21 protein-coding genes are annotated in these 23,911 nt (G+C 33.4%); 17 read left to right on the forward strand and 4 right to left on the reverse strand.

Features of this window, described 5'->3' with window-relative positions; genetic code table 11:
* Positions 1–52: 52 nt before the first annotated feature.
* Genes mltG through dapF form a run of 3 tightly spaced genes read right to left on the reverse strand, consistent with a single transcriptional unit; the run spans position 53 to position 2,392 of the window.
* Positions 53–1,096, reverse strand: a complete 1,044-nt coding sequence (gene mltG / locus ACWGOQ_RS17370) for an endolytic transglycosylase MltG (protein WP_452059422.1) — start codon at positions 1,094–1,096, stop codon at positions 53–55.
* Positions 1,086–1,613: a GNAT family N-acetyltransferase gene (locus ACWGOQ_RS17375; protein WP_452059423.1), complete on the reverse strand. Its 528-nt coding sequence runs from the start codon at positions 1,611–1,613 to the stop codon at positions 1,086–1,088. Before ACWGOQ_RS17375 ends, mltG begins: the two co-directional genes overlap by 11 nt.
* The gene (gene dapF, locus ACWGOQ_RS17380) at positions 1,607–2,392 is read right to left on the reverse strand and encodes a diaminopimelate epimerase (RefSeq protein ID WP_452059424.1); all 786 of its coding nucleotides are present in this window, start codon (positions 2,390–2,392) and stop codon (positions 1,607–1,609) included. Before dapF ends, ACWGOQ_RS17375 begins: the two co-directional genes overlap by 7 nt.
* 168 nt (positions 2,393–2,560) lie before the next feature.
* Here dapF and ACWGOQ_RS17385 point away from each other — a divergent pair, with 168 nt between their 5' ends.
* The 15 genes from ACWGOQ_RS17385 to ACWGOQ_RS17455 all read left to right on the forward strand — a co-directional run bounded on the left by ACWGOQ_RS17385 (position 2,561) and on the right by ACWGOQ_RS17455 (position 20,340).
* Complete coding sequence (locus ACWGOQ_RS17385) at positions 2,561–3,979, forward strand: trypsin-like peptidase domain-containing protein (protein WP_452059425.1); 1,419 nt, start codon at positions 2,561–2,563, stop codon at positions 3,977–3,979.
* Between the two features lie 134 nt (positions 3,980–4,113).
* On the forward strand, positions 4,114–5,562 hold the full coding sequence (locus tag ACWGOQ_RS17390; protein ID WP_452059426.1) for a glyceraldehyde-3-phosphate dehydrogenase: 1,449 nt from the start codon (positions 4,114–4,116) through the stop codon (positions 5,560–5,562).
* Positions 5,563–5,978: 416 nt separating this feature from the next.
* Entirely contained in the window at positions 5,979–6,602 is a 624-nt protein-coding gene (locus ACWGOQ_RS17395) for a tRNA (guanine-N1)-methyltransferase (protein WP_452059427.1), read from the forward strand.
* A gap of 62 nt (positions 6,603–6,664) precedes the next feature.
* Positions 6,665–7,345, forward strand: a complete 681-nt coding sequence (gene trmD / locus ACWGOQ_RS17400) for a tRNA (guanosine(37)-N1)-methyltransferase TrmD (protein ID WP_452059428.1) — start codon at positions 6,665–6,667, stop codon at positions 7,343–7,345.
* 206 nt (positions 7,346–7,551) lie between these two features.
* On the forward strand, positions 7,552–7,902 hold the full coding sequence (gene rplS, locus ACWGOQ_RS17405; RefSeq protein ID WP_452059429.1) for a 50S ribosomal protein L19: 351 nt from the start codon (positions 7,552–7,554) through the stop codon (positions 7,900–7,902).
* A 968-nt stretch (positions 7,903–8,870) separates the two neighbouring features.
* A complete protein-coding gene (locus ACWGOQ_RS17410) occupies positions 8,871–11,096 on the forward strand; it encodes an NADP-dependent isocitrate dehydrogenase (protein ID WP_452059430.1) in 2,226 nt (741 codons plus the stop codon).
* Positions 11,097–11,432: 336 nt separating this feature from the next.
* Positions 11,433–12,452, forward strand: a complete 1,020-nt coding sequence (locus tag ACWGOQ_RS17415; protein ID WP_452059431.1) for an FG-GAP repeat domain-containing protein — start codon at positions 11,433–11,435, stop codon at positions 12,450–12,452.
* Between the two features lie 262 nt (positions 12,453–12,714).
* The gene (locus tag ACWGOQ_RS17420) at positions 12,715–13,257 is read left to right on the forward strand and encodes an RNA polymerase sigma factor (protein ID WP_452059432.1); all 543 of its coding nucleotides are present in this window, start codon (positions 12,715–12,717) and stop codon (positions 13,255–13,257) included.
* Position 13,258: 1 nt separating this feature from the next.
* Positions 13,259–13,816 carry a hypothetical protein gene (locus ACWGOQ_RS17425; RefSeq protein WP_452059433.1) on the forward strand — a complete coding sequence of 186 codons (558 nt, stop codon included), beginning with the start codon at positions 13,259–13,261 and terminating at the stop codon, positions 13,814–13,816.
* A 13-nt stretch (positions 13,817–13,829) separates the two neighbouring features.
* Positions 13,830–14,891, forward strand: coding sequence for a hypothetical protein (locus ACWGOQ_RS17430; RefSeq protein ID WP_452059434.1), 1,062 nt, complete (start codon positions 13,830–13,832; stop codon positions 14,889–14,891).
* A gap of 52 nt (positions 14,892–14,943) precedes the next feature.
* Entirely contained in the window at positions 14,944–15,615 is a 672-nt protein-coding gene (locus tag ACWGOQ_RS17435; RefSeq protein ID WP_452059435.1) for a hypothetical protein, read from the forward strand.
* 447 nt (positions 15,616–16,062) lie between these two features.
* Positions 16,063–18,456 (forward strand): TonB-dependent receptor, encoded by a 2,394-nt coding sequence (locus ACWGOQ_RS17440; protein WP_452059436.1) that lies wholly within the window; start codon positions 16,063–16,065, stop codon positions 18,454–18,456.
* Positions 18,457–18,460: 4 nt separating this feature from the next.
* Positions 18,461–19,279, forward strand: a complete 819-nt coding sequence (locus tag ACWGOQ_RS17445; RefSeq protein WP_452059437.1) for a DUF4249 family protein — start codon at positions 18,461–18,463, stop codon at positions 19,277–19,279.
* Between the two features lie 25 nt (positions 19,280–19,304).
* Positions 19,305–20,117: an N-acetylmuramic acid 6-phosphate etherase gene (gene murQ / locus ACWGOQ_RS17450; protein ID WP_452059438.1), complete on the forward strand. Its 813-nt coding sequence runs from the start codon at positions 19,305–19,307 to the stop codon at positions 20,115–20,117.
* The gene (locus tag ACWGOQ_RS17455; RefSeq protein WP_452059439.1) at positions 20,107–20,340 is read left to right on the forward strand and encodes a DUF6095 family protein; all 234 of its coding nucleotides are present in this window, start codon (positions 20,107–20,109) and stop codon (positions 20,338–20,340) included. Before murQ ends, ACWGOQ_RS17455 begins: the two co-directional genes overlap by 11 nt.
* A gap of 140 nt (positions 20,341–20,480) precedes the next feature.
* Here ACWGOQ_RS17455 and ACWGOQ_RS17460 read toward each other — a convergent pair whose 3' ends face one another.
* Entirely contained in the window at positions 20,481–20,795 is a 315-nt protein-coding gene (locus tag ACWGOQ_RS17460) for a hypothetical protein (RefSeq protein ID WP_452059440.1), read from the reverse strand.
* 353 nt (positions 20,796–21,148) lie between these two features.
* Here ACWGOQ_RS17460 and ACWGOQ_RS17465 point away from each other — a divergent pair, with 353 nt between their 5' ends.
* Together ACWGOQ_RS17465 and ACWGOQ_RS17470 are read left to right on the forward strand one after the other, a co-directional pair.
* Positions 21,149–23,017: a type VI secretion system Vgr family protein gene (locus ACWGOQ_RS17465; protein ID WP_452059441.1), complete on the forward strand. Its 1,869-nt coding sequence runs from the start codon at positions 21,149–21,151 to the stop codon at positions 23,015–23,017.
* A gap of 1 nt (position 23,018) precedes the next feature.
* Entirely contained in the window at positions 23,019–23,867 is an 849-nt protein-coding gene (locus tag ACWGOQ_RS17470; protein ID WP_452059442.1) for a hypothetical protein, read from the forward strand.
* The last annotated feature ends 44 nt before the right edge of the window (positions 23,868–23,911 follow it).

A 23,911-nucleotide genomic window follows, 5' to 3' on the forward strand; every position in this document is an offset into this window, starting at 1 on the left:
AAATAATTAGGATAAGCCAGCTGCTTTTTTCCTACAAAACCCAACGCAACTTTTATCGTTTTATACCTTGTTTATTGACCCAATTCACATACTGTTTTTTGTTTCTATTATGCTGAGCCATGGTTTTAGCAAACTTGTGGTAACCAAAATTCTCTACATTAGCTACAAAAAAGTAATAATCGTGTTTTTCATAATTAAGAACAGCATCAATTGATGAAATATCAGGCATAGTTATAGGCCCGGGAGGTAAGTTATTATGTTTATAGGTGTTATAGGGGCTATCGAGTTCTAGATCTTTGTATAAGACCCTTTTTATAACAACATCCCAATCATTTCTATGCTTCTTTATCGCAAAAATAACTGTTGGATCCGCATCTAGTTTCCACCCATTTTTATATCGATTTATGTATACTCCTGCAACTCTTGGGCGCTCCTCTATCTTTGCAGTTTCTTTTTGAACAATAGAAGCAACTGTAGTGACTTGTGTTGGTTTCAAACCGATATTCTTTGCTTGTTCTTTTCTTTTATCGTTCCAAAAACGTTTATACTCTTTCAGCATACGTTCCCTAAACTGCTCTGCAGATGTATTCCAGAAAAATTCATATTTATTAGGAATATACATAGCTAATGCATTTTCCTTAGTAAACCCTTTTTCTTTAATAAAAGCGTCTTCCTTAAATACTTTTATTAATGATGAACTATCTGCTTCTATTTGCTGAGCCACCCTCCCGGCAAGGTTCTCCAATCTTTCCTGATTATTAAAACTTAACTGAATGGGCTTGTTTTTACTTCTCAATAGGCCAACAAGCTCATTATTATTAAGCCCTTTTTTGAGTATATATTTTCCTGCTTTTACTCTGGTAGTATACCCTTTTTTATCTGCTATTTTATCAAAACTCGAAGGATTATTTAATAGCGGATGTATAATTTTTCTTAATTCGGAGTATGTTGTTCCAGTAGGGATGTAAACTGTTGTTGTTTCTTTTTCAAAATTAGTATTAGGAGAAAAAACAGCTTGATACACATAATAAGCGAACAAACCTCCACCAATTAAACCTATCAAGACTATAATCAATAAAATTCTTTTAATGTACATATATAAGCTGGTATAATAGTTCGTCCTTGTAATTACCATTTACAAGGTTCCATTCTTTTTTTATTCCAATATTTATAAAACCTTCTTTCTCAAATAACTTCATGCTTGCTACATTATCTTCTGCAATATTAGCATATAATTGATGTAACCTAAGATGTGTCTGACCGTACTTCTTGATAAGCATTAAAGTCTCCTTACCATATCCTTTGCCGCGATGCTCTTTTTCTGCAATAAGAATCCCCACTCCTGCCCTATTATGAGTTGGATTGAAATCAAATAAGTCAATCAGTCCCAATCTAGCTCCGTCATATGAACAGATAACAAGTCGTAACTGTTTCGCGTCATAAATATCCTGATGGGCATTCTCTAAGTATTGTTTTATCAAAAACCTAGAATATGGAGTTTGGGTTGTACTCATTTCCCAGATCTGTTCGTCATTTTCTATCTGATAAATAAAATCCAGATCTTCTGGTTCCAATGCTCTAAGATAAATATGTTCACCTTTAAGTGTTAACATGGAATTTCTCCTTTAAAAACTTGTACCGCAGAACCGATCAGAAATATGTCCTCATAGCCATTATCTGTTTCTTTAAAAGTAACTTTTAATATTCCTCCTGGAGTTTTGATGTTCACTTGCTTTTTAAACGTCATTTTTATAGTATGCATGGATAATGCGACTGCTGTAACACCTGTTCCACACGATAATGTCTCATCTTCGACACCTCTTTCATAAGTGCGAACTGCAAACAAATCGTCACTTTCTTTTTCCACAAAATTAACATTACTTCCTGTTTCAAAATACGGAGCTCCATTTCTAATTTTCCTTCCGTTACCTGTAACATCAAAATGCATCAGGTCATTGACCAAGGTAACGTGATGAGGAGAACCTGTATCCAAAAACAAGTGCGAATCATACTCTTCAATATTTGAAACGTTCTGCATTTGCAAATAAACAAGTCCTTCTTTAATTTCGGCTTTATGTTTGCCATCAATAGCTGTAAAAGTTGCCTTATTCTTAATAACTCCAAGGTATTCTGCAAATGCTACAAGACATCTACCTCCATTACCGCACATAGAACTCTCATTTCCGTCAGAATTGAAATACACCATGGTAAAATCATCTTCCTCATTTCTGGGGAGCTCTAATAGCATAAGACCATCTGCGCCAACACCAAATTTCCTGTCACAAAGTCCTGCAAATAATTTGGTATCATTTTTGGATACTAATTGTTGTCTATTGTCAATGATTACAAAATCATTCCCAGTACCTTGGTATTTATAAAATGTAAGATTCATTATTCTTTTTCATTATCGAGGCACAAAGGTACAAAGAAAGTTACCATTTTATCGTTGTTAATAGCGCGTTAAATATCAAAAAAAAATATACTATAATTGTAATTTTAATAGTTATAAAGAGTCTATAATCATAGTACTAGTCAAATTAAACTAAAAAAAGAAAAGAAGATGAAAAGATTTTTGAGCTTATTGGTTGTCGCTATTTTAGCAGGTGCAATGACTTTAGGAATGTACAAGACATTTCTCGAACCAGAAACTATAGCCATTACCAAAAATGAAACTACCCCAAGAACAAATATGATTCCGGCGTCTTATACTGCCACGAATTTAAGTGCTGCAAATACTAATGCTGATTTTACTGTTGCAGCAGAAAAAACTGTAAATGCTGTAGTACACGTGAAGCAATACGGAATTACAAAGACTCCTAGAAACTTAATGGAGTATTTTAGGAATGGTGGAGCAACAGAAAGAAGAATACAAGGTGCCGGATCTGGCGTAATCATTACAGAAGATGGTTATATTGTAACTAATAATCATGTAATCGATGGTGCTACGGATTTAGAAGTTACCTTAAACAATAATAAATCCTATAAAGCAGAAGTAGTCGGTACTGCCCCACAATCAGATATCGCTCTTATTAAGATTGATACTGATGAAAAACTCACCTACATTCCTTTTGGCGATTCAAACACTTCCAAAATTGGAGAATGGGTATTAGCTGTAGGTAATCCATTCAACTTAACTTCTACGGTAACAGCCGGAATCATTAGTGCAAAATCTAGGGATCTTAATGAATATGATGGAAATATCCAATCTTTTATTCAAACAGATGCGGCTATCAATCCAGGAAACAGCGGAGGAGCACTGGTTAATATAAACGGTGAGCTTATAGGCATCAATACTGCAATCACATCTCAAACAGGCAGTTATGTAGGATATGCCTTTGCAGTTCCATCAAACAATGCTCGTAAAATAGTAGAGGATATTTTAGAGTTTGGAGATGTTCAAAAGGGTATACTAGGCATAAGAGGTGGAACCATAAATCCAAAAGCGATGACAGAATATGGGATTTCTGTATCCCAAGGTGTTTTGATAGCTAGTGTAGAAGATGATAGTGGCGCTAAAAAGGCGGGTCTTAAAGAAGGAGATGTAATCAGAGAAATCGATGGGTTACCGATACGTAAATTTGCGGACTTAACAGGATATGTCAATAGTAAAAGCCCTAATGACATAATCAATGTAAAGATCTTAAGAAATGAAAGAGAGTTAAACCTACCCGTTACGTTGACCAAATATATCATACAACGTTACAATATAGAAGATGTTGGTGTAGAAGTAGCAAATCCTGCTAAAGAGATGTTGGAAAAATTCAATTTGGATCATGGTGTAGTAATTAGCAGAGCGCTAAGTCCTAGAATGCAACGTTATAATCTAGAAGGACTAATTATAAGTGAAGTTGATGGAAAAAAAGTAAAAAATGTTTTACAAGTAAAACAAATTATTGAAAGTAAATATCCTAAAGACGACATTACTATCAGCCTAATAGACAGAGATGGTGAAAAGCGCGAATTTGTTTTCCAAAACTAGCAGTAACACCGTGTCATATCAATCATCCCATTGTTCAAAAAAACAATGGGATTTTTTTTATCAAAAAACTTTACGAAAACGTTTGAAATTTATACTTTTGCGCGAAATTTCAAGATTGTAAAACACAACACATTATGAGTTCTAACGAAGTTTATGAGAAAGAACTTGCCTTTCAGGCAGACAGACGCCGTGCCACGGTGGCATTTATTAAAACTGTAAGCGATTTATGGTACGATAATTCTATCGAATTAGTATTGTTTCGTAACCAGTTGATTGATAAAAATGTAAGTGAAATCCTAAATTTGCATGAGTACGCTGGTGAATTTGTTCAAAAACCAATTTCAATCTTTGACTCTGTAGAGATCGCTCAAGCCATTAAATTAATGGAATTGCCTCCTGCCAAATTAGATATTGGTAAACTTACCTATGAATATCACTTAACGAGCAATGAATTTGATTCAGCAACCAGTTTTGTAATGAACAAACTAAAGGAAGCTAAGAAATTTAAAGACATCTCTCCTAAAGATGTAGTATTGTATGGTTTTGGACGTATCGGACGATTAGTAGCGAGAGAACTTATGACCATTACCGGAAAAGGAAGCCAACTAAGACTACGGGCGATTGTAACCAGAGGATCTATCACAGAAGACGTCTTAGAAAAAAGAGCCTCCCTATTAAGAAATGACTCTGTTCACGGAGAGTTTTCCGGTTTAGTAGAGACTGATATTGCGAATAGTTCCCTTATCATTAACGGAACTACCGTAAGAGTAATTAGCGCTAACAATCCCGAAGATATAGATTATAATTTTTATGGAATTGACAATGCTTTATTGATAGATAATACAGGAGCTTTTAGAGACAAAGAAGCGCTTAGTAGACATTTAATCGCAAAAGGAATAAACAAAGTCTTACTTACAGCTCCTGGAAAAGGAATTCCTAATATTGTACATGGTGTTAATCATAAAGAATATAACCCTGATAAAGTGAACATATTTTCTGCTGCATCGTGTACTACCAACGCAATCACACCTATCTTACAGGCAGTAGATGAAAGTTTTGGGGTTATTAATGGGCACTTAGAAACAATACATGCCTATACTAATGACCAGAACCTGGTTGATAATATGCATAACAAATACAGAAGAGGTCGTGCCGCAGCTTTAAATATGGTTATCACTGAAACCGGAGCAGGAAAAGCAGTTTCCAAAGCACTTCCTAGTTTCGAAGGGAAACTAACTTCAAATGCTATAAGAGTACCTGTGCCGAATGGTTCTTTAGCAATTCTTAACCTTAATTTAAACAAAAAAGCATCTAAAGAAAGTATGAATGCTATTATCAAAAAGTATGCTTTAGAAGGCAATCTTGTTGAACAAATAAAGTACTCTCTAGACAATGAACTGGTTTCTAGTGACATTGTTGGATCTTCAGCTCCTTCGATATATGACAGTAATGCTACGATCGTAGATAGCAAAGGCACTAATGCAATATTATATGTATGGTATGATAATGAATATGGATACAGCCATCAAGTAATCAGGTTATCTAAATACATCGCTAAGGTTAGACGTTATACTTATTATTAAGGGAACCGTATATCAAGATATGTTTCGAAAGTCGTTATTTTCATATAACGACTTTTTTTTTATTTGGACATCTATAAAACAGCAAAACACTTTATTCTTATCTTTCATAAACTAAAAAAAAGAAGATACTGAAACAAGAATGCAACTATACCGTCATCAATTGTTTATACAAAACGAACTGTTTCTCATATTTAAATTTAAAATAAAGAGAATCCCTACGAAATCCTTACGGTATTAAATCTTTAAATTGCCCACAATATCGTATCTTTATTATCGTTAAAATCAATTAAAGACTAACGCAAAACAAAAATGAAACATTTTGATGAATGAATAACTTCATCAGGCAAGTATAGCGAAGTTTATCTCATTTAATCCAAAGGTTTTAATCAACCATTAAAAACAATTAAAACTCACACATGAAATTATCAAAGTACCTATTAGTTTTAATAGCTCTATTCCCCATCTTTGAAACCATCCAGGCACAGGCACAAGAAGAGAACCTCACAGCAGAAAGTGCGTTACAACAAGAAAATATTGAAACGCAATTCGATGTTGTCATTAAAAAATCCGGAAGATATCAAGAATACAAAGTAGTAAAACGTGTTTGGTTAGATAAATTAAAAAGAAATACGATAGATTCTCTTCAAACAACTGAATCTAAATTAAGTAGTGCTAACCAGAAAATCACAGAACAACTTACTTCCATATCCAACCTACAAGCATCCTTGGCCAAAACCAACGAAGATCTCACTACTGTTACTGAAGAAAAAGACAATATGACTTTTTTAGGAATGTCATTTACTAAGGGTAGTTACAAAACTATGATGTGGACTATCGTTGGGGCCCTTATTGCGCTACTTGCGTTTTTTGTTTTTAAATTCAAAAACAGTAATTCTGTGACCATACAGGCCAGAAAAGCTTTAGCAGAAACAGAAGCAGAATTTGAAGATCACAGACGAAGAGCCTTAGAAAGAGAGCAGAAAGTAATGCGTAAGCTTCAGGATGAAATCAACAAACAGCGTAAAACCGGAGCTAAGTAATAGTAATTTTCTGGATTTTTAATGTATTCTTTTGCATCTTTGCAAACCTTTAATTTATAGAGATGCGAATAGATATAATTACTGTTGTACCAGATATTCTAAAAAGCCCTTTTGAAGCTTCCATCATGAAGCGATCCATAGAAAAAGGATTAGTAGAAGTACACATCCATAATCTTAGAAACTACACTACAGATAATTACAAACAAGTAGATGATTATCAATTTGGTGGCGGTGCAGGTATGGTAATGATGGTGGAGCCAATTGATAAATGTATTTCCCGATTAAAATCTGAAAGATCTTATGATGAGATTATCTATATGACTCCGGACGGTGAAAAATTAAATCAAGGTATTGCAAATCAACTATCATTAAGGGATAATTTAATTATCTTGTGCGGACACTATAAAGGTGTTGATCAACGTGTTAGGGATCATTTTATTACTAAAGAAATTTCAGTAGGTGACTATGTACTTTCGGGTGGAGAATTGGGCGCTTTGATTCTGTGTGATGCTATTATTAGATTAATCCCAGGTGTATTGGGTAACGAGACCTCTGCGTTAACAGACTCTTTTCAGGATGACCTATTGGCGCCTCCAATCTACACAAGACCTGCAAACTACAAAGGCTGGAAAGTTCCTGATGTACTTACCTCTGGAAATTTCCCAAAAATAGAAGCTTGGAGAGAAGAGCAGGCGTACCAAAGAACCAAAGAGCGCAGACCTGATTTGCTGGATAAAAAATAGAAAACCTTATAAGGGTTACGCCCAAACGATATAAAAAGTATTATCCGTAATTCTGGCTTCTAAGTAACAAAACAACTAAGAAGACAATAATCATAAAAATAGTTGCAAATCATTAAATAATACTTATTTTTGCAGCCTGATTGAAACAACCTCTGGCGAAAATCGTGAATGTTGCTTTAACAAAACAAAAGTAAACTATTTCAAAAATGGAAGATTTAGTAAAATTTGTACAAAACGAGTTTGTTACAAAAAAAGAACTACCTGAATTTTCAGCAGGTGACACCATCACTGTATATTACGAAATTAAAGAAGGAAGCAAAACACGTACTCAGTTCTTTAGAGGAGTTGTTATCCAAAGAAGAGGTTCTGGTTCTAGCGAGACTTTTACAATTAGAAAAATGTCTGGAACAGTAGGTGTAGAACGTATTTTTCCAATAAATTTACCTGCACTTCAAAAAATTGAAGTAAACAAAAGAGGTAAAGTTCGTAGAGCACGTATATTCTACTTCAGAGAACTTACTGGTAAAAAAGCACGTATTACAGAAAAAAGAAACTAGTTTTCTTTTTCATTTTATAAAAAAAGACTACTGTTTAGTAGTCTTTTTTTATGAACAAAAGTTCACAACTACGGTTCATAACAGGTTGATAACTAAAATGATATAAAAAACTAATTGATAGTTTTTTTTCGTTATCTTTATGAGTAGAAAGAATATAACGTACTAATAGAGATGACAAAAGGATTCTAAAATTTATATTTTTTCTAAATACGTTCTTTGAACATTTACATAAACCATCTTAAGGTTAGAATAAATATAAAACGAAAGTTATTTTTTTGAATACATCATTGAAATCACTTTAAGGGTTCTCTCTAAAATCATTTCAAAATGAAATTCAAAAGAAAAAATTAAGTTTTGACACCTTTTTAATTTTAAGTGGAATTAGACTATTCGGATGAAAAACTGAAAAATTACAATGGTAATTTAGAAACACGAGCGTTCGCAATAGTTTCCTGAGTAGGATTTAGGTTGATAATAGACTTTCTATAAAACTTAAACCTGCTCAAAACAGAGATGACCATTTTGGTATAAATTAACGAAAGTTATTATTTCATAGCGGGTAAAACAGCTAACAAAATTATTATTTCTGCACAAAAGCCATATCAAGGTATTCGTATGATGATATGGCTTTTTATTTTTTTATAACTATCCATAAGTTAAGTTCCTTTTGTTTACGAGAACTTCTTTTTATCCCTTCCTTTTTAAAGATTTCTAATTCAATTGCTTTAACGCAAAACTAACAACATACTGGTTGCATTTAGCCCCCTATATTTGTATCTTCGCGCTCGGAAAATCTTACATCGAATAATATTATATACCCTAATGTGTTTAACCGACATTGAAAAGAAAGGTTGATATTGTTTGTGAAAAAGACGTTGAACGACTAAATATTTCCTTAACATATAGTATAATATATAAGATGTCTCGCTTACAAAGCTGAAAAGTGTCTTATTAAAAATGAAAAAAATATGGGAATTGAATCCTCAAAAATTGTTTACACAAAAACTGATGAAGCACCTGCATTAGCTACTTATTCTTTTTTACCAATTGTCAAAAAATTCACAAAAGCTGCCTATATAGAAATAGAAACAAAAGATATATCGCTAGCAGCAAGAATTCTTGCAATTTTCCCAGAGAGTCTTTCGGATAAGCAAAAGCAACCAGATGCATTAGCAGAACTTGGCCAGTTAGCACTGAAGCCAGAAGCCAACATTATTAAACTTCCTAATATTAGTGCTTCAATTCCTCAATTAAAAGCTGCTATTGCAGAATTACAATTACAAGGTTTCAACATTCCTAATTATCCCGAAGAACCTAAGGATGCTAATGAAAAGGAAATTAAAACCAGATACGATAAAATAAAAGGAAGCGCAGTAAATCCTGTACTTAGAGAAGGTAATTCTGATCGAAGAGCACCTAAGCCTGTAAAACAATACGCTAGAAAAAACCCACATTCCATGGGAGCCTGGAGCAGTGATTCTAAAACGCATGTAGCTACTATGAACAGTGGAGATTTTCGCTCTAATGAAAAGTCTGTTACCATAACAAAAGCTGTAGATGTAAAAATTGAATTTGTCGACACTAATGGAAACACTACTATATTAAAAGAAAAAACAGCGTTATTAGAAGGAGAAATAATCGATGCTACCGTAATGAATAAAAAAGCATTGATTTCATTTTTGGAAGAACAAATTGCAGATGCCAAGAATAAAAATGTACTGTTTTCATTACATATGAAAGCAACCATGATGAAAGTTTCAGATCCTATAATCTTTGGTCATGCAGTAGAGGTTTTCTTCAAAGATGTTTTCGAGAAACATGGTGAGATACTTGAAGAAATTGGTGTTGAGATAAATAACGGGTTTGGAGATCTTGTAAATAAATTAAAGAAAATAAAAGACGCTACTAAAAGAGCGGAGATTGAAGCTGATATCAAAGCGTGTTATAAAAATGGACCCGAATTGGCCATGGTAAATTCTGATCAAGGAATTACCAACCTTCATGTTCCTAGTGACATCATTATCGATGCATCAATGCCTGCTATGATTCGTAATTCTGGACAGATGTGGGATGCTGAGGGTAACACCCAAGATACCAAAGCGGTTATTCCTGACAGTAGTTATGCGGGGATTTACCAAGAAACGATCGACTTTTGTAAAAAACACGGGGCTTTTGACCCAACCACTATGGGAACCGTTCCTAATGTTGGATTAATGGCTCAGAAAGCAGAGGAATATGGTTCTCACGATAAAACTTTTGAGATTAAAGGTAATGGGTCGGTTCGTGTAGTAGATGCTTCTGACAATATTTTGATAACACACGACGTAGAAGAAGGAGATATCTGGAGAATGTGTCAAACCAAAGATGCTCCTATAAAGGATTGGGTAAAACTTGCTGTAAGCAGAGCTAGCGCTACGAATACTCCAGCAATATTCTGGCTAGACAAGAACAGAGCCCACGATGCCAGTTTGATCGAAAAAATACATAAATATTTACCAGAACACGACACTACAGGATTGGATATTAGAATTATGTCACCAGTAGAAGCCACAAGATTCTCTTTGGAAAGAATCAAAGATGGTGAAGACACGATTTCTGTAACAGGAAATGTATTACGTGATTATAATACAGACCTATTTCCTATCCTAGAACTAGGAACCAGTGCAAAAATGCTTTCTATCGTTCCTTTAATGAATGGTGGTGGTTTATTTGAAACTGGTGCTGGTGGGTCAGCTCCTAAACACGTACAGCAATTTAACAAAGAAGGTCATTTACGTTGGGATTCTCTTGGCGAATTCTTAGCATTAGCTGTTTCTTTAGAACACTTAGGAGAAAGCAATAATAATTCAAAAGCTATAATAATAGCCGAAGCCTTAGATAAAGCAACTGAAAAGTTTTTAGAAAATAAAAAATCTCCATCAAGAAAAGTAAACGAACTAGACAATAGAGGTAGTCACTTTTATCTAGCGTTGTATTGGGCTCAAGCACTGGCAGCACAATCAAAAGATAAAGATTTACAAGAAGAGTTTAAAAGCGTCGCTCAGAAATTAGCAGATAATGAAACAAAAATTCTTCAAGAACTAAATGATGCTCAGGGAAGCCCTATAGATATGGGTGGTTATTACTGGCCTAATACAACTAAAGTTGCTCACGCGATGCGTCCAAGTGAAACATTAAATGGAATTATAGAATAGTTCATTTAAGATAATACTTAAAAAAATGCCATATAAACTTTTTTATATGGCATTTTTCTTTAGTATGTAATCGATTAGTGAAATTTCACCCTCCTTATCTCAAACAAATTTTAAATTTAAAATTGTTAAAATAAAAATTATGTAGTTTTACGGAAGAAAGATCATTAAATCTAAAAACATACGGAAACTTTTATCTAACAAAAACCAATAAAATTAAGCCGTTTTACTTTATTCAATGTTATCAGTACAATATCATTAATTTTTGTGACGTCTTGTAAATAAAAAGAAGTAGATCATGAAATTGATACACAGGCGGGTTTCAAGGAAGAAGAGCCATTGTTTACCTTAACCAATCCTGAGGAAACGGGTTTACGATTTGTCAACAGACTCGAGGAAAATGAAACTTTTAACATAATTACTTATGAATATATTTATGGTGGGGCTGGTGTCGCTGTTGGAGACATTAATAACGATGGATTACCTGATATTTTTCTTTCAGGAAATTTAATTGGTGGAAGGTTATTTTTAGACAAGGGAAACCTCCAATTCGAAGATATTTCCAAAACAGCAGGTGTTTTTCAATCAGGTTTCAGTACGGGTACTGCTATGGTAGATATTAACGGTGATGGTTACCAGGATATCTATATCTGTCGATCATTGGCAGGCGAACCCGAGCAACGAAAGAATATTTTACTAATCAATAATCAGTACCTAACTTTTACTAACAAAGCTTTAGATTATGGATTAAATGACCAAGGCTTTTCTAACCAAGCTTCTTTTTTTGATTATGATAATGATGGGGATATAGACATGTACCTGCTCAATCACAGAGTAGATTTCACCAATGCTTTAAACCTAAAAACAGTACAAGGAAAAGATGGTAAAATAGAATTATATAAAGATACTAATTACAAAGATGTATGTGACAGATTGTATCGTAATAATGGAAATAGCACCTTTATCGATGTTACCAAAAAAGCAGGGTTGCTTAATAGAGCGTTTGGGTTGAGTGTTACCCTTGCGGATATTAATAAAGATGGATGGACTGATCTTTACATCGCTAACGACTATCTGGACAAAGATCATTTTTACATCAACAAAGGAGATGGAACATTTATCGATTCTATAGATAGTATGTTTTTTCATATGAGCAGAAATTCAATGGGATCTGATATCGCTGATTTTAATAATGACGGGAATTTAGATTTAATCCTTACTGGAAATAATTATCATACAGATGTTGAGACCGGACGTAGTGATGCTAGTATCGGTACCGTATTATTGGGTAATGGTACAGGAAATTTTGAATCACTACCTGTAACCGAAAGCGGTTTCTCGGTGATCAGAGATGCTTGAGGTGTCACTTCTATTCAAAAAGGAGATAAAACATTAATTATAGCTATATGTAATGCAGGAAAGATGCAATACTTCAGCTATCAGTAAATCAAAAAAAATTAGCATATTGTATCCGCCTGAAAACATAATGTTTTCAGGCTTTTTTAGTTTTTTGAAATAAAAAAACACAAACTGGATGCAACCCTTTACTTTTTGTATTGTCAATAGTAATAAATAGAAAAGAAAAGTAATTTTAAAGCAACTTACATTCAACCACAATTAATTGGAAAAGAATATTCTTGATACACATAAAGATCTTGTAGAAAAAAGCAAATCTGGTGACAGAAATTCACAATACAAGTTATATGAGCTTTATATAGATGCTATGTATAATGTAAGTATGAGAATAGTGGGTGTCAAAGAAGATGCAGAAGATGTTATTCAGGATAGTTTTGTAAATGCGTTCAAAAACTTAACCTCCTTTAAATATGAAAGTACATTTGGTTCTTGGCTAAAAAGAATCGTAATCAATACAAGTATCAATCACCTAAAACTTAAAAAAATACCAATTACACCACTTGATGATCATGAATATCACATTAGTGAAGAGGCTTATGAATCCAAAAAATCAATAGATATCCATAAAATAAAAAGAGGTATTCGATTGCTTCCAAATGGATATCGACAAATTATTAACCTCTATTTAATTGAGGGTTATGATCATATTGAGATTTCAGAGATATTAGAAATTTCCAGTTCAACCTCTAAATCACAATACCACAGAGCAAAGAAAAAACTAATTCAGATTATAAATACACTAGAATAAGATGAGTGATTTTGAAAAATATATAAAAGAGAACAAACTTTTGTTTGATGAACACAAAGCAGATAAAACAAAACTTTGGGAACGTATCGCGTCAGAACTTGACGCAACTTCTGAAATCAAAAAAGTAAAAACTATAAGGCTTTGGAAGTCCCCTTTTGTAAAGATAGCTGCTAGTTTTCTAATACTATTAGGAGTGTTTTCTATAACTAAACTCCACATAGGATCAGAAAATGGAATGACCAGCCAGCATATAGAAGTTAATCAAGAGTTACAAGATATTGACAACTATTATAAAAACCTTGTTTCTTTTCAGGTAGAATTAGTCAAAAATAATTCCAAATTATCCGAAGAGCACAAAGAGGAATTCCTCTCGTTTATAGATGATTTAGATAAGGAGTACATCTTGTTAAAAACAGAAATGGCTACTAATCTAAATAATGAATACATCCTAGAAGCTATTGTTCAGAACTATAAAAAAAGAATTGAGTTAATAGAAAATCTTTTAGAACAAATAAAAGACTCCAAAAAATCCAATGATCATGAAGGATATGTTTTATAAAAAATTAATACTGATGGTATTGATAATCTTCACCGTACATCATACAAATGCACAGGAGGAACTATCTAAATCTATTAAAAAGGCATATAATTTTACCAATGCCGGAGAATTACAATTAGAAAATAAATATGGTAATATCATAATCACTGGATGGAACCAGAATAAAATACAGATCGCTATTGATATCACAGTCAATAAAAAAGATAAAGAGGATGCCAAGGATCTATTATCAAGAATAAGACCTTTCATCAATGCTACTGACGATTTTGTAACTATAGTTTCTAATATTGAAGAGAAAAGTGATAGTTTCTTTTCTAAAATATTTAATCGCGTAAATCCATTTGATTTTGATAAAGGAAATATACAAATAGATTATAAAATTAGTCTTCCGACAAATGCAGAAATTCAAATCAATAATAAATTTGGAGATATTATTATTAGTAATTGGAATGGAAAACTAAAAACAAATTTACAACATGGAGATATGTGGGTTAACAGCAATATTGTTAACGCTAATATTGAAATGAAGTTTGGAAAACTACAAACCAAATCAATTACGTACGGAAAAATCGAACTAAAAAACAGTGAATTTAATCACGAAACTTCTAAGAATCTCAGAGTACTAAGTAGCGGTTCAACTATCATAATTGAACAAGTTACTCATCTGGAAATTTACTCTAGTAAAGACAAAATCTCCATAGGAAAGGTCGATGAAATCAAAGGAGAACTTGAATTTTCAAATATCATTCTGGAGAATGTTAAAAAAGATATTAATCTCACACTGGATATAGCCGATTTTAGAGTAAAAAGAATTACAGAACCAGATGCTACTATTGCTATAGATCAAAAATCTTCTGAACTAAATATTAATATATCTAAACTTAATTTTGATTTCAGTGCCTCGCTGGAACATGGATTATTGAGAATACCTAAAACCTTCAGAAACATCGAAAATAAAGTTATTGATGAAAAAAGAAGGTTGAGGGACATCAAAGCTATGTATGGAATAGCCTCTAACAGAGGAACTTTTCATATCACCGGTAAAAAAGGAGTAATTATATTAAAAGAAGAATAAAAACAATCATAACCAAAATTATTTATCAAATCAATAAAACAAATCAATACTCATGAAAAAAACATTCAAACTACTCATCACTTTATTTATAATGAGTGCATCACAAATTCATTCTCAAGAATCCAATGAAAGTGACTATATCGAATTTAACGATCGGAAAAACATGGTACACGGAGTCTATCTTGGGTTTAGTACAAGTTATGGCGAAATTGATGGAGAAGATACGGGATTAATTGGGCTTAAACTAGCATATGTGGCCAACAGACAATTTGAAATTGGGTTTGGTATGAAAGGCTTTTACTCTCAGCAAAACTTACCTGGTATATCCATTTCTAATGATGAAGACCTGGTTGGAGGATATGCAGGAATGCACTTAGAACCCATACTATTCAGTAAATCAAGAATAAACCTATCATTTCCAATGCTAATTGGGTTTGGTGCTGTTGGCTATGTAGACGGTCAATTTGATGACAATGAAGATTTTAACGAAGATGATTACGATTGGGATGCTGTTTTTGTTATAGAACCTGGAGTAAATTTACTATTTAATGTTTCCAGATTTGTACAACTAGAAGCAGGTATAAAATATAGATTCTCCAGTAAATTTAATATCCATCCAAGTGGTATTAATAGAATTAATGGTTTTTCTGCAGGTTTGGGTATAAAAGTTGGTGTTTTTAACCTTGGTAGAAATAGATATAAGAAAAAGGCTCCTAAAAATTAGCTCAAATAAGACTAGCTAATTCATTTTCGAGACATTATTGACAAAAACCGATGTTTTCAATGACCAATAAACTATTCTCAGATATCCTTAGACATAAAACTGATATTATAAAATTTTAGAAAAATGTTACAGAAATTTCAAACGAAAACCAAAGTTGTTGTAGAAACCAAAAAAATAGATACAAACTATGTGTTTTCAGAAAACAACCAAGTATACCTAAAATGCAAATCAAGTGCTAAACCCGCAAATAGCATTTCGTTATACTCTGAAGAATGGCTCCCTATTAATTTTTGCTGGAAACCTTAATTAATATTTCACAATTATAACCTAAAAGTTTTTTTAACCTCTCGTTAGTATTTGTTTAATAATAGAGTTTGTAACTTATTTTGTTGTAGAACGTCTATAAATTAGACTTTATTCTAGTACTGACATATAAAATATTTTCTTTTGAGCAATCACAACCATTCTAGTATAATCCTGATCGTATTGTTTTCACTATTTCACTTATCAATATCCGCTCAGGAAAAATTTACAATAAACGGAACTATTTCAGAAAAATCCAGTAACGAAACTTTAATCGGAGTAAATGTCCTTTTTCCTGAAATCGGAAAAGGAGTTGTTACGAATGAATACGGATTTTATTCCATCACATTACCAGAAGGAACTTACAAGTTACAAGTTAGTTACTTAGGTTTTAAAGATATTATACGGGAAATTATACTTGATGAAGATAAGAAACTGAATTTTCAATTAGCTGAATCTTCTGAGATGTTAGAAGAGATAGTGATCACAGAAAATGTAGAAAAAGTTGATATTAAGAATCCTCAAATGAGCCTAAACAAACTTACCGCTGGGACTATCAAACAGATTCCTGTCGTTCTTGGAGAAGCAGATGTTATCAAATCCATCGTTCTATTACCAGGTGTGACCAGCGGCGGTGAGGGTGCTTCTGGGTTTAATGTTAGAGGTGGTGCGGCAGATCAAAACCTGATTCTACTGGATGAAGCTACCATCTTCAATTCCTCACATCTTTTTGGATTCTTTTCGGTTTTCAATCCAGATGCTATCAAAGATATCAAACTCTACAAAGGAGGGATTCCTGCACGTTATGGAGGTCGGATATCATCCGTTTTGGATATCTATCAAAAAGAAGGGAATAGTAAAGAGTACCATCTTAGTGGAGGACTTGGACTTGTATCCAGTAGACTCTTAGCAGAAGGACCTATTGTAAAGAACAAAGGAGCTTTTCTAGTGGGTGGTCGAGCCTCTTATGCGCACCTTTTCCTTCCTATAGTTGATGATGGAAATGAAAACATCGCTTATTTTTATGACCTTAATACAAAGTTAAATTATAAGATCAACGAGAACAATAATATATTTCTATCCGGTTATTTTGGGCGAGATGTGTTTTCGATTAGTGAAAGTTTTAGAAATACCTACGGTAATACAGTTTTAAACCTGAGATGGAATCACCTATTCTCAGACAAGCTATTCTCTAATTTATCCTTGATCTATTCAGATTATTTTTATGGATTAGAACTAGATTTTGTCGGTTTTGAATGGGACTCAGGTATTCGAAATTTTAATGTAAAATATGACCTAAAACATTACATCAGTGATAACTTTCAACTAAATTATGGTATAAATGATATTTATTATCGTTTCAATCCAGGAGAGATCAAACCTAATCGAGAGGATTCTGGGATAATTAGAGATAAACTTATTGACAAATACGCGAATGAATTAGGTATATACCTTGATGCAGAACATAAAATATCCAACAAGTTATCGCTACAATATGGAATAAGACTTAGTAATTTTATAAGATTAGGTCAGGATGAATTGAATATCTACGAAAATGATAATCCACTTTTATTTAATGAGGAGTTACAGATTTATGAAGCCGCAGATCCAATCGGAACTGAGAGAATTAGTAGAAGTGATCAAATAGAAAATTTCACTAATCTAGAGCCTAGAGTGGCTTTAGCGTATGCTTTTAACGACAATACATCCATAAAAGCAAGCTATAACAGAATGGCGCAATACCTACATCTATTATCCAATACAAGTTCTCCTACTCCATTAGATGTCTGGACACCAAGCGGAAAATATGTTAAACCTCAATTATTAAATCAATACGCTTTAGGATACTTTAAAAGCATTAATGATGATGCATATTCCTTAGAAGCAGAAATCTTTTATAAAGACATCGAAAACCGTATCGACTATATCGATGGGGCTGAACTTATAGCAAATGATGCCATCGAACAAGAAATCCTAAATGGGGAAGCCAGAGCCTATGGACTGGAACTATTAGTACGAAAAAACCAAGGTAAATTTAGAGGGTGGTTAGCCTATACCTTATCGAAATCAGAACAGCGCACATCCGGAAGAACACCAATAGAAACTGGTATTAATAACGGAAAATGGTATAATACCCCTTATGATAAAACACACGATATTTCTTTCATTGGAAGTTATGAATTGAATAAAAAATGGAAGTTTAATGCTAATTTCTTATTCCAAACAGGACAACCGACCAATTATCCATCCGGCCAATTTGAATACCAGGGACTAGTTGTGCCTATTTATGATGGGTTACGAAACGAACAGCGTTTACCAGCTTACCATCGTATGGACGTTTCGGCAACATTAACACCAAAAAAAAACAAAAACAGAAAATGGCAAGGAGAATGGGTTTTTAGTATTTATAATTTGTACAATCGCAGAAATGCTGCCTCCATAACCTTCAGTCAAAACACAGATACGTTTGTTAATGAAGCCGTAAGAACTTCTATTTTTGGAATTGTACCAGCCATTACTTATAATTTTAAATTTTAAAACCATGAGAAAGTTACTATATATTTTTATCACGCTTACTTTATTTACAAGCTGTGAAGATGTTATTGATGTAGAGGTTCCAATTGGAAAACCCAGATTAGTAATCGATGCTTCATTTGAGGTTTATTTAGATGAAGACCCTGTAGATGCGCTGGGTGGAGTTCGACTAACATTATCAGCTCCTTTCTTTGATGACAATGTTCCTACCGTAAGTGATGCGACTGTATTTGTTACAAATCTTTCTAATAACTCCGTGATTAATTTTGTAGAATCCCAGGAGCCTGGATTATTCATTCCAGAAGATCCTAATATTACTCCAGAATTTGATATTGATTACGAACTTACCGTAATTTATAACGAAGAAACGTATCAGGCCACTGCGCAGCTTATTCCTACAGTTCCTATTAATAATGTTCAACAAGGAGACGGAACTTTATTTGAAGGCGATGAAACAGAAATTATCGTTTTCTTTACTGATGATGGCACTAGAGATGACTTCTATTTATTTGATTTTGATTTTAACCTATACCTCCCCAGCGAGGACCGATTCTATCAAGGAGAAGCATTCAATTTCTCCTATTTTTATGAAGATATGGTTGGGGGCGAACAAGTAACGATTAAAATCTTAGGTATCGATAAAAGATATTACAACTACTCGAATATTTTAATAGAGCAAAGTGAACAGGACGGAGGAAACCCTTTTCAGACACCTCCTGCACAGATACGGGGAAATATTATTAATACTACCAACCCCGACAATTATGCGCTAGGATATTTTAACCTTTCCGAAGCAAATCGTTTTCAATTTACTATTGAAGAATGATCAGGAAAATCAGTATTTTTGAACCATGGCGTTTACTAAGATAACAGAACAAGCTTCAAACTATAATCATCTGGAAAAGATGAGTATTTCTGAATTATTATCCAATATAAATAAGGAGGATAAAACGGTACCGGATGCTGTAGAAAAATCAATTCCTCAAATTGAAGTTTTAGTATCCAAAATTGTTGAAAAATTAAAAAATGGTGGTCGAATTTTCTATATGGGTGCAGGAACCAGCGGTCGACTGGGCGTTGTAGATGCAAGTGAGTGCCCTCCTACTTTTGGAGTGTCATATGATTTAGTTATCGGTTTAATTGCTGGTGGAGATCCTGCCATTAGAAAAGCTGTAGAGTTTGCAGAAGATAGCACAGAGCAAGGTTGGAAAGATCTTACAACCTATCAAATTTCAGAAAAGGATGTTGTTATCGGTATTGCAGCTTCTGGAACAACACCTTATGTTATTGGAGCGTTGAAAAAATGTAATGAATCCAATATCATCACCGGCTGCATCACTTGTAATGAAGGAAGTCCATTGGAAACAACCGCACAATATCCAATAGTAGTTACTGTTGGGCCAGAATTTGTTACAGGTAGTTCTCGCATGAAAGCCGGTACTGCGCAAAAATTGGTATTGAATATGATATCAACTGCTACGATGATCCAATTAGGACGGATAAAAGGTAATAAAATGGTCGATATGCAATTAAGCAATAACAAATTGGTTGATCGGGGTATACGAATGATCATGGAAGAATTGAACATCAAAAGAGAAGCGGCATCCAAATTATTAGAAAAAAATGGTAGTGTTCGTAACGCAATAAACAATTATGGAGCCTAAAAGAACAGATAAAGAATTACTAGGAAAAGGAGTTCAGCGAATGGCAATTGCACTAATTTTTATGTTTATTAGCCCAGTTATTATACACTCGGCCTTCAAAAACCAAGATCACCCATATTATGTTCCTATCCTAATTTTGGGATTGATTGGAGCCTCTTTCGCTATATTTATGGCTTTTCGAGGGTTAAAAACTATTATGGATTCTATTTTTGGTAAGAAATAAATTTATTTTTAATACAACGTTAGATAAAAACAGTAAAAGAGTGATTTTGTCTAAAACCATTCTTTCCTGTAGAAATTTAAAACGTAAGTGCCATTTATTATAAAATAAGCACTTTTAGCTGTTCTTGCTATACTTATTTATTAATTACCTGCATCTGCACAATCACCTGGTAATGCATTATACTCTCTTGCAAACACATCATCAGCTATACATTCGAAATCTCTATACACTTCAATAAGTTGTCTAAGAGATTCACAAGTACCTTGATTCTGGTTCGAATTATACGCAGTAATTGCTGCTTCAACATTTAGTCTAGAAGCAAGTGTTTGGTTTTCACAAGCCACACTATCTATCGCATCCTGAGCATCGTCACTACCACAGGATGAAATAAATAAAACAGATACTACTAAAGCGGCTTTTCCTAAGTGTTTCAAAAAATTGTTTGGTCTTCTCATTACTTTTAAAATTTAAAATGAATTGTTCAATCAGAAACAAACTTAACTGACTAAGTCTCAAACAAAATGCATGTGTGGATTTTTGTAAAGATTTTGTTGACCAACGGTTAATTTCAAAGGAGTAGTGCTTTCTATATTAATTTTTAGATCCTAACCGCAAAAACATTATAAAAAGAACCAACCCTACTTATTCTATACTAGTCAATTATACCTTTATTTTACTTAAAAGACCACAAAATACACTACAAACATCCTTATATACCAACCATTCGTCCTCATTTTTGAATTTTAGATAATTCTTACCATTAATTTACTTCTGTAAATAGAGTATTTCCTACATCAACTCAATTATTATGGCTACAGATACACAAGTACAAATCTTTATAGACGGTGAACCAATTCCGGCATTCCAAAGTTTATCGCTGCATCAGGAAATTGATGCACATCACAATTTTGAATTGATCTGTAGAAAAGATGTACTAGAAACAATAACTGATAATATTTCTGGAGAAAGCATTAATTTTTTAGGGGCTGTCTTTTTATTAAAAATACAATCCGTTAATGGTTTTTCGGATGATGAAACATTAGAATTTAAAGGTATTGTAACGACTATCAATACAGTTAAAGGGTTCTACCAAAAAACCGGAGATCTCATATATATTATCGGTAAAAGTTGTAGTATCATTGCAGATGATGGTCCTCATTATACTTCTCATCAAGATATTGGGATATCAGAAATTTTAGAAAAAACATTTGTGGGATATGATAAGGGAATTTTGAAATATAACATTTCTCCAAAAAAAGCAACCCCTATTCACTACAGCGTGCAACAAGAAGAAAGCGCATTTCAATATGCTAGCAGATTAGCTGCACAATATGGAGAATGGTTTTATTATAATGGTACTGAATTAGTCTTTGGAAAACCAGAAAGTAAAGATCCTGTAAAACTACGATATGGATATGACCTTCTTGAACTATCTATGAAATTAGAAGCGATTCCTAATAACTTTAAATATGTTACCAATGATTATCTCAGTGATGCTTTTCACGAAGTTAAAACCAAAGAATTAAATTCTAACACAAAAGGATTTATAGCTACCATCAATAAAAAAAGTGATAAACTCTTTAGGAAAGAAACACAGGTTTTTGTAAGTGCTCATGATGATGCTCAAATGAAATCCAGAATTGATGATCAGATATTACATCAAAAACAAGCTAATGAAGTTAATCAGATTAAGGTAACAGGAAAAAGTAGTAATCCAAGTATTACTGTTGGCAGTACGATACTTATAGACGGAGAAGCCTCATCCTACGGAGGCTATAGAATTACCAAAATAAATCATAGGTGTACAGAAAATGGCAGATACGAAAATATTTTTGAAGCTGTAACAGCAGAAACGGATGCCTATCCGAAAACTTCTATCAAAGCATTTCCAAAAGGTAAATCTCAGACTGCTGTGGTTGTAGATAATGTAGATCCCGAAGGAATGGGACGTGTAAAAATACAATATGCCTGGCAAAAAGAAACCGGAGAAACCTCTCCTTGGATAAGACAGGCCAGTCTTGCCGGTGGACCAGGACAAGGAATGTATTTCGTTCCAGAAAAAGGAGATGAAGTTATTGTTGATCATGAAGGAGGCAATGCAGAATCTCCAATTGTTAAAGGAAGCGTGACCAATGCGTCTTCTGTTCCCGAAAGTTTTAAAAGTGGCAATAATCACCTGAAAGCAATCAAAACACGTAGTGGAAATCAAGTAACGCTCAATGATGCGGATGGTAGCGTAACTATAGCCGACCCAAGTGGAAATACCATAGTTATGGGTGGTAATGGAGAAATTACAATTAATGCTCCTAACAAAATCACCTTTTCCTCTACCGATATTGTTATCGAAGCAAGTAATGATCTCACTGTTAATGCCGGAAACAATATCACTTCTACTGCAGCAAAAGATATAAGTTCTACTGCAGGAACTAATTTAAGCATGAATACAGGTGCTGATTTAAAGGCTAAAGCTGGATCTAAAATATCTATAAATGGATCCAAAAGTGTTTCTGTTTTTGGTAAACGAATATCTATTACTGGAGCCGTAATGACCAATATACAAAGTGGTGCTATTCTAACCGTTATTACCGCTGGTGTATTAAATTTAACAGGAGCCGCAACCAGTTTGCTAAATGGGGCTAAGATAAAAGTTTTAGGAGGCAAAGTTAATATTAATTAATATGAATATAAATCAAAAGCAAGATATTGACTTTCGTAAAGATGAATATTCTGTAGTATATGAATTAGATACGTTTAGGTATATAAAGTCTACCGAAGCACCTGTCGAAAATAGAATTAGGTGCAAAGTCAAAAAATCATTTATCAGAAAAGACCCTATTGGTTATCTTTTTTCTGTTGAAATCCTTACCAGAACCCAAAGTAATAAAGAGGGTGTTCTAGATATAGAAAACCAACTTGCGGGTTTACAAAAAAAATTGGTGCTCTACACTGACCAACACGGAGATATCATTTCTATTGTCAACCGTGGAGAAATTTATGAAGAGTGGGATGACCAAAAAAATACTTTTAAAAATGCATACAAAGATGACTTAGAGAACATAGATACATTCATTGAAGGTGTAAACGCTATCATTAATAACCACGAAGAATTTTTAAATTTTGTAAAGAAATCAGAGGTTTCTACTTTACTATTTCCTCCAATATATCAGCAAAGTTTATTGTCTCAGAGATCGGTTAAACAGCAAAAAGTTATGCATGATTTTTTTGACACCACTGCATTACCCTTTTGTATAGATACCAGGATTGTAGCAAGGAATAAGCAGACTATGGGGTATCAAATTATCCGATCAGGAGACATAGACAACCCCAGATTTGATGAAGAAAGTGCATCTACATTGATAAGTAACCTTTTCGATGTCCATAAATACAATATAAAAATAGAAAGTAACTATCTAGAAACATTGGATTTAAATAATGATGATATCATAGAAGAAGCTACTATGTTATTAAATGTTGAAGTGCCCGGTATTTATAACTACAGACAAATTAGTAAATTGAAAATTAGTTAGGTATGTTACAAGAATCATCAGTTCCAGATATAGAAAAAACACCG

It is taken from the genome of Aquimarina ulvae (assembly GCF_053613295.3).

Excerpts from the sequence above, each read along its gene's own strand:
- ACWGOQ_RS17435 (WP_452059435.1), top strand. The coding sequence starts at position 14,944 with ATGAAAAAAACATTCAAACTACTCATCACTTTATTTATAATGAGTGCA.
- ACWGOQ_RS17430 (WP_452059434.1), top strand. The coding sequence starts at position 13,830 with ATGGTATTGATAATCTTCACCGTACATCATACAAATGCACAGGAGGAA.
- ACWGOQ_RS17445 (WP_452059437.1), top strand. The coding sequence starts at position 18,461 with ATGAGAAAGTTACTATATATTTTTATCACGCTTACTTTATTTACAAGC.
- ACWGOQ_RS17375 (WP_452059423.1), bottom strand. The coding sequence starts at position 1,613 with ATGTTAACACTTAAAGGTGAACATATTTATCTTAGAGCATTGGAACCA.
- ACWGOQ_RS17425 (WP_452059433.1), top strand. The coding sequence starts at position 13,259 with ATGAGTGATTTTGAAAAATATATAAAAGAGAACAAACTTTTGTTTGAT.
- ACWGOQ_RS17395 (WP_452059427.1), top strand. The coding sequence starts at position 5,979 with ATGAAATTATCAAAGTACCTATTAGTTTTAATAGCTCTATTCCCCATC.
- ACWGOQ_RS17385 (WP_452059425.1), top strand. The coding sequence starts at position 2,561 with ATGAAAAGATTTTTGAGCTTATTGGTTGTCGCTATTTTAGCAGGTGCA.
- ACWGOQ_RS17465 (WP_452059441.1), top strand. The coding sequence starts at position 21,149 with ATGGCTACAGATACACAAGTACAAATCTTTATAGACGGTGAACCAATT.
- trmD (WP_452059428.1), top strand. The coding sequence starts at position 6,665 with ATGCGAATAGATATAATTACTGTTGTACCAGATATTCTAAAAAGCCCT.
- mltG (WP_452059422.1), bottom strand. The coding sequence starts at position 1,096 with ATGTACATTAAAAGAATTTTATTGATTATAGTCTTGATAGGTTTAATT.
- dapF (WP_452059424.1), bottom strand. The coding sequence starts at position 2,392 with ATGAATCTTACATTTTATAAATACCAAGGTACTGGGAATGATTTTGTA.
- murQ (WP_452059438.1), top strand. The coding sequence starts at position 19,305 with ATGGCGTTTACTAAGATAACAGAACAAGCTTCAAACTATAATCATCTG.
- ACWGOQ_RS17390 (WP_452059426.1), top strand. The coding sequence starts at position 4,114 with ATGAGTTCTAACGAAGTTTATGAGAAAGAACTTGCCTTTCAGGCAGAC.
- ACWGOQ_RS17455 (WP_452059439.1), top strand. The coding sequence starts at position 20,107 with ATGGAGCCTAAAAGAACAGATAAAGAATTACTAGGAAAAGGAGTTCAG.
- ACWGOQ_RS17460 (WP_452059440.1), bottom strand. The coding sequence starts at position 20,795 with ATGAGAAGACCAAACAATTTTTTGAAACACTTAGGAAAAGCCGCTTTA.
- ACWGOQ_RS17470 (WP_452059442.1), top strand. The coding sequence starts at position 23,019 with ATGAATATAAATCAAAAGCAAGATATTGACTTTCGTAAAGATGAATAT.
- rplS (WP_452059429.1), top strand. The coding sequence starts at position 7,552 with ATGGAAGATTTAGTAAAATTTGTACAAAACGAGTTTGTTACAAAAAAA.
- ACWGOQ_RS17410 (WP_452059430.1), top strand. The coding sequence starts at position 8,871 with ATGGGAATTGAATCCTCAAAAATTGTTTACACAAAAACTGATGAAGCA.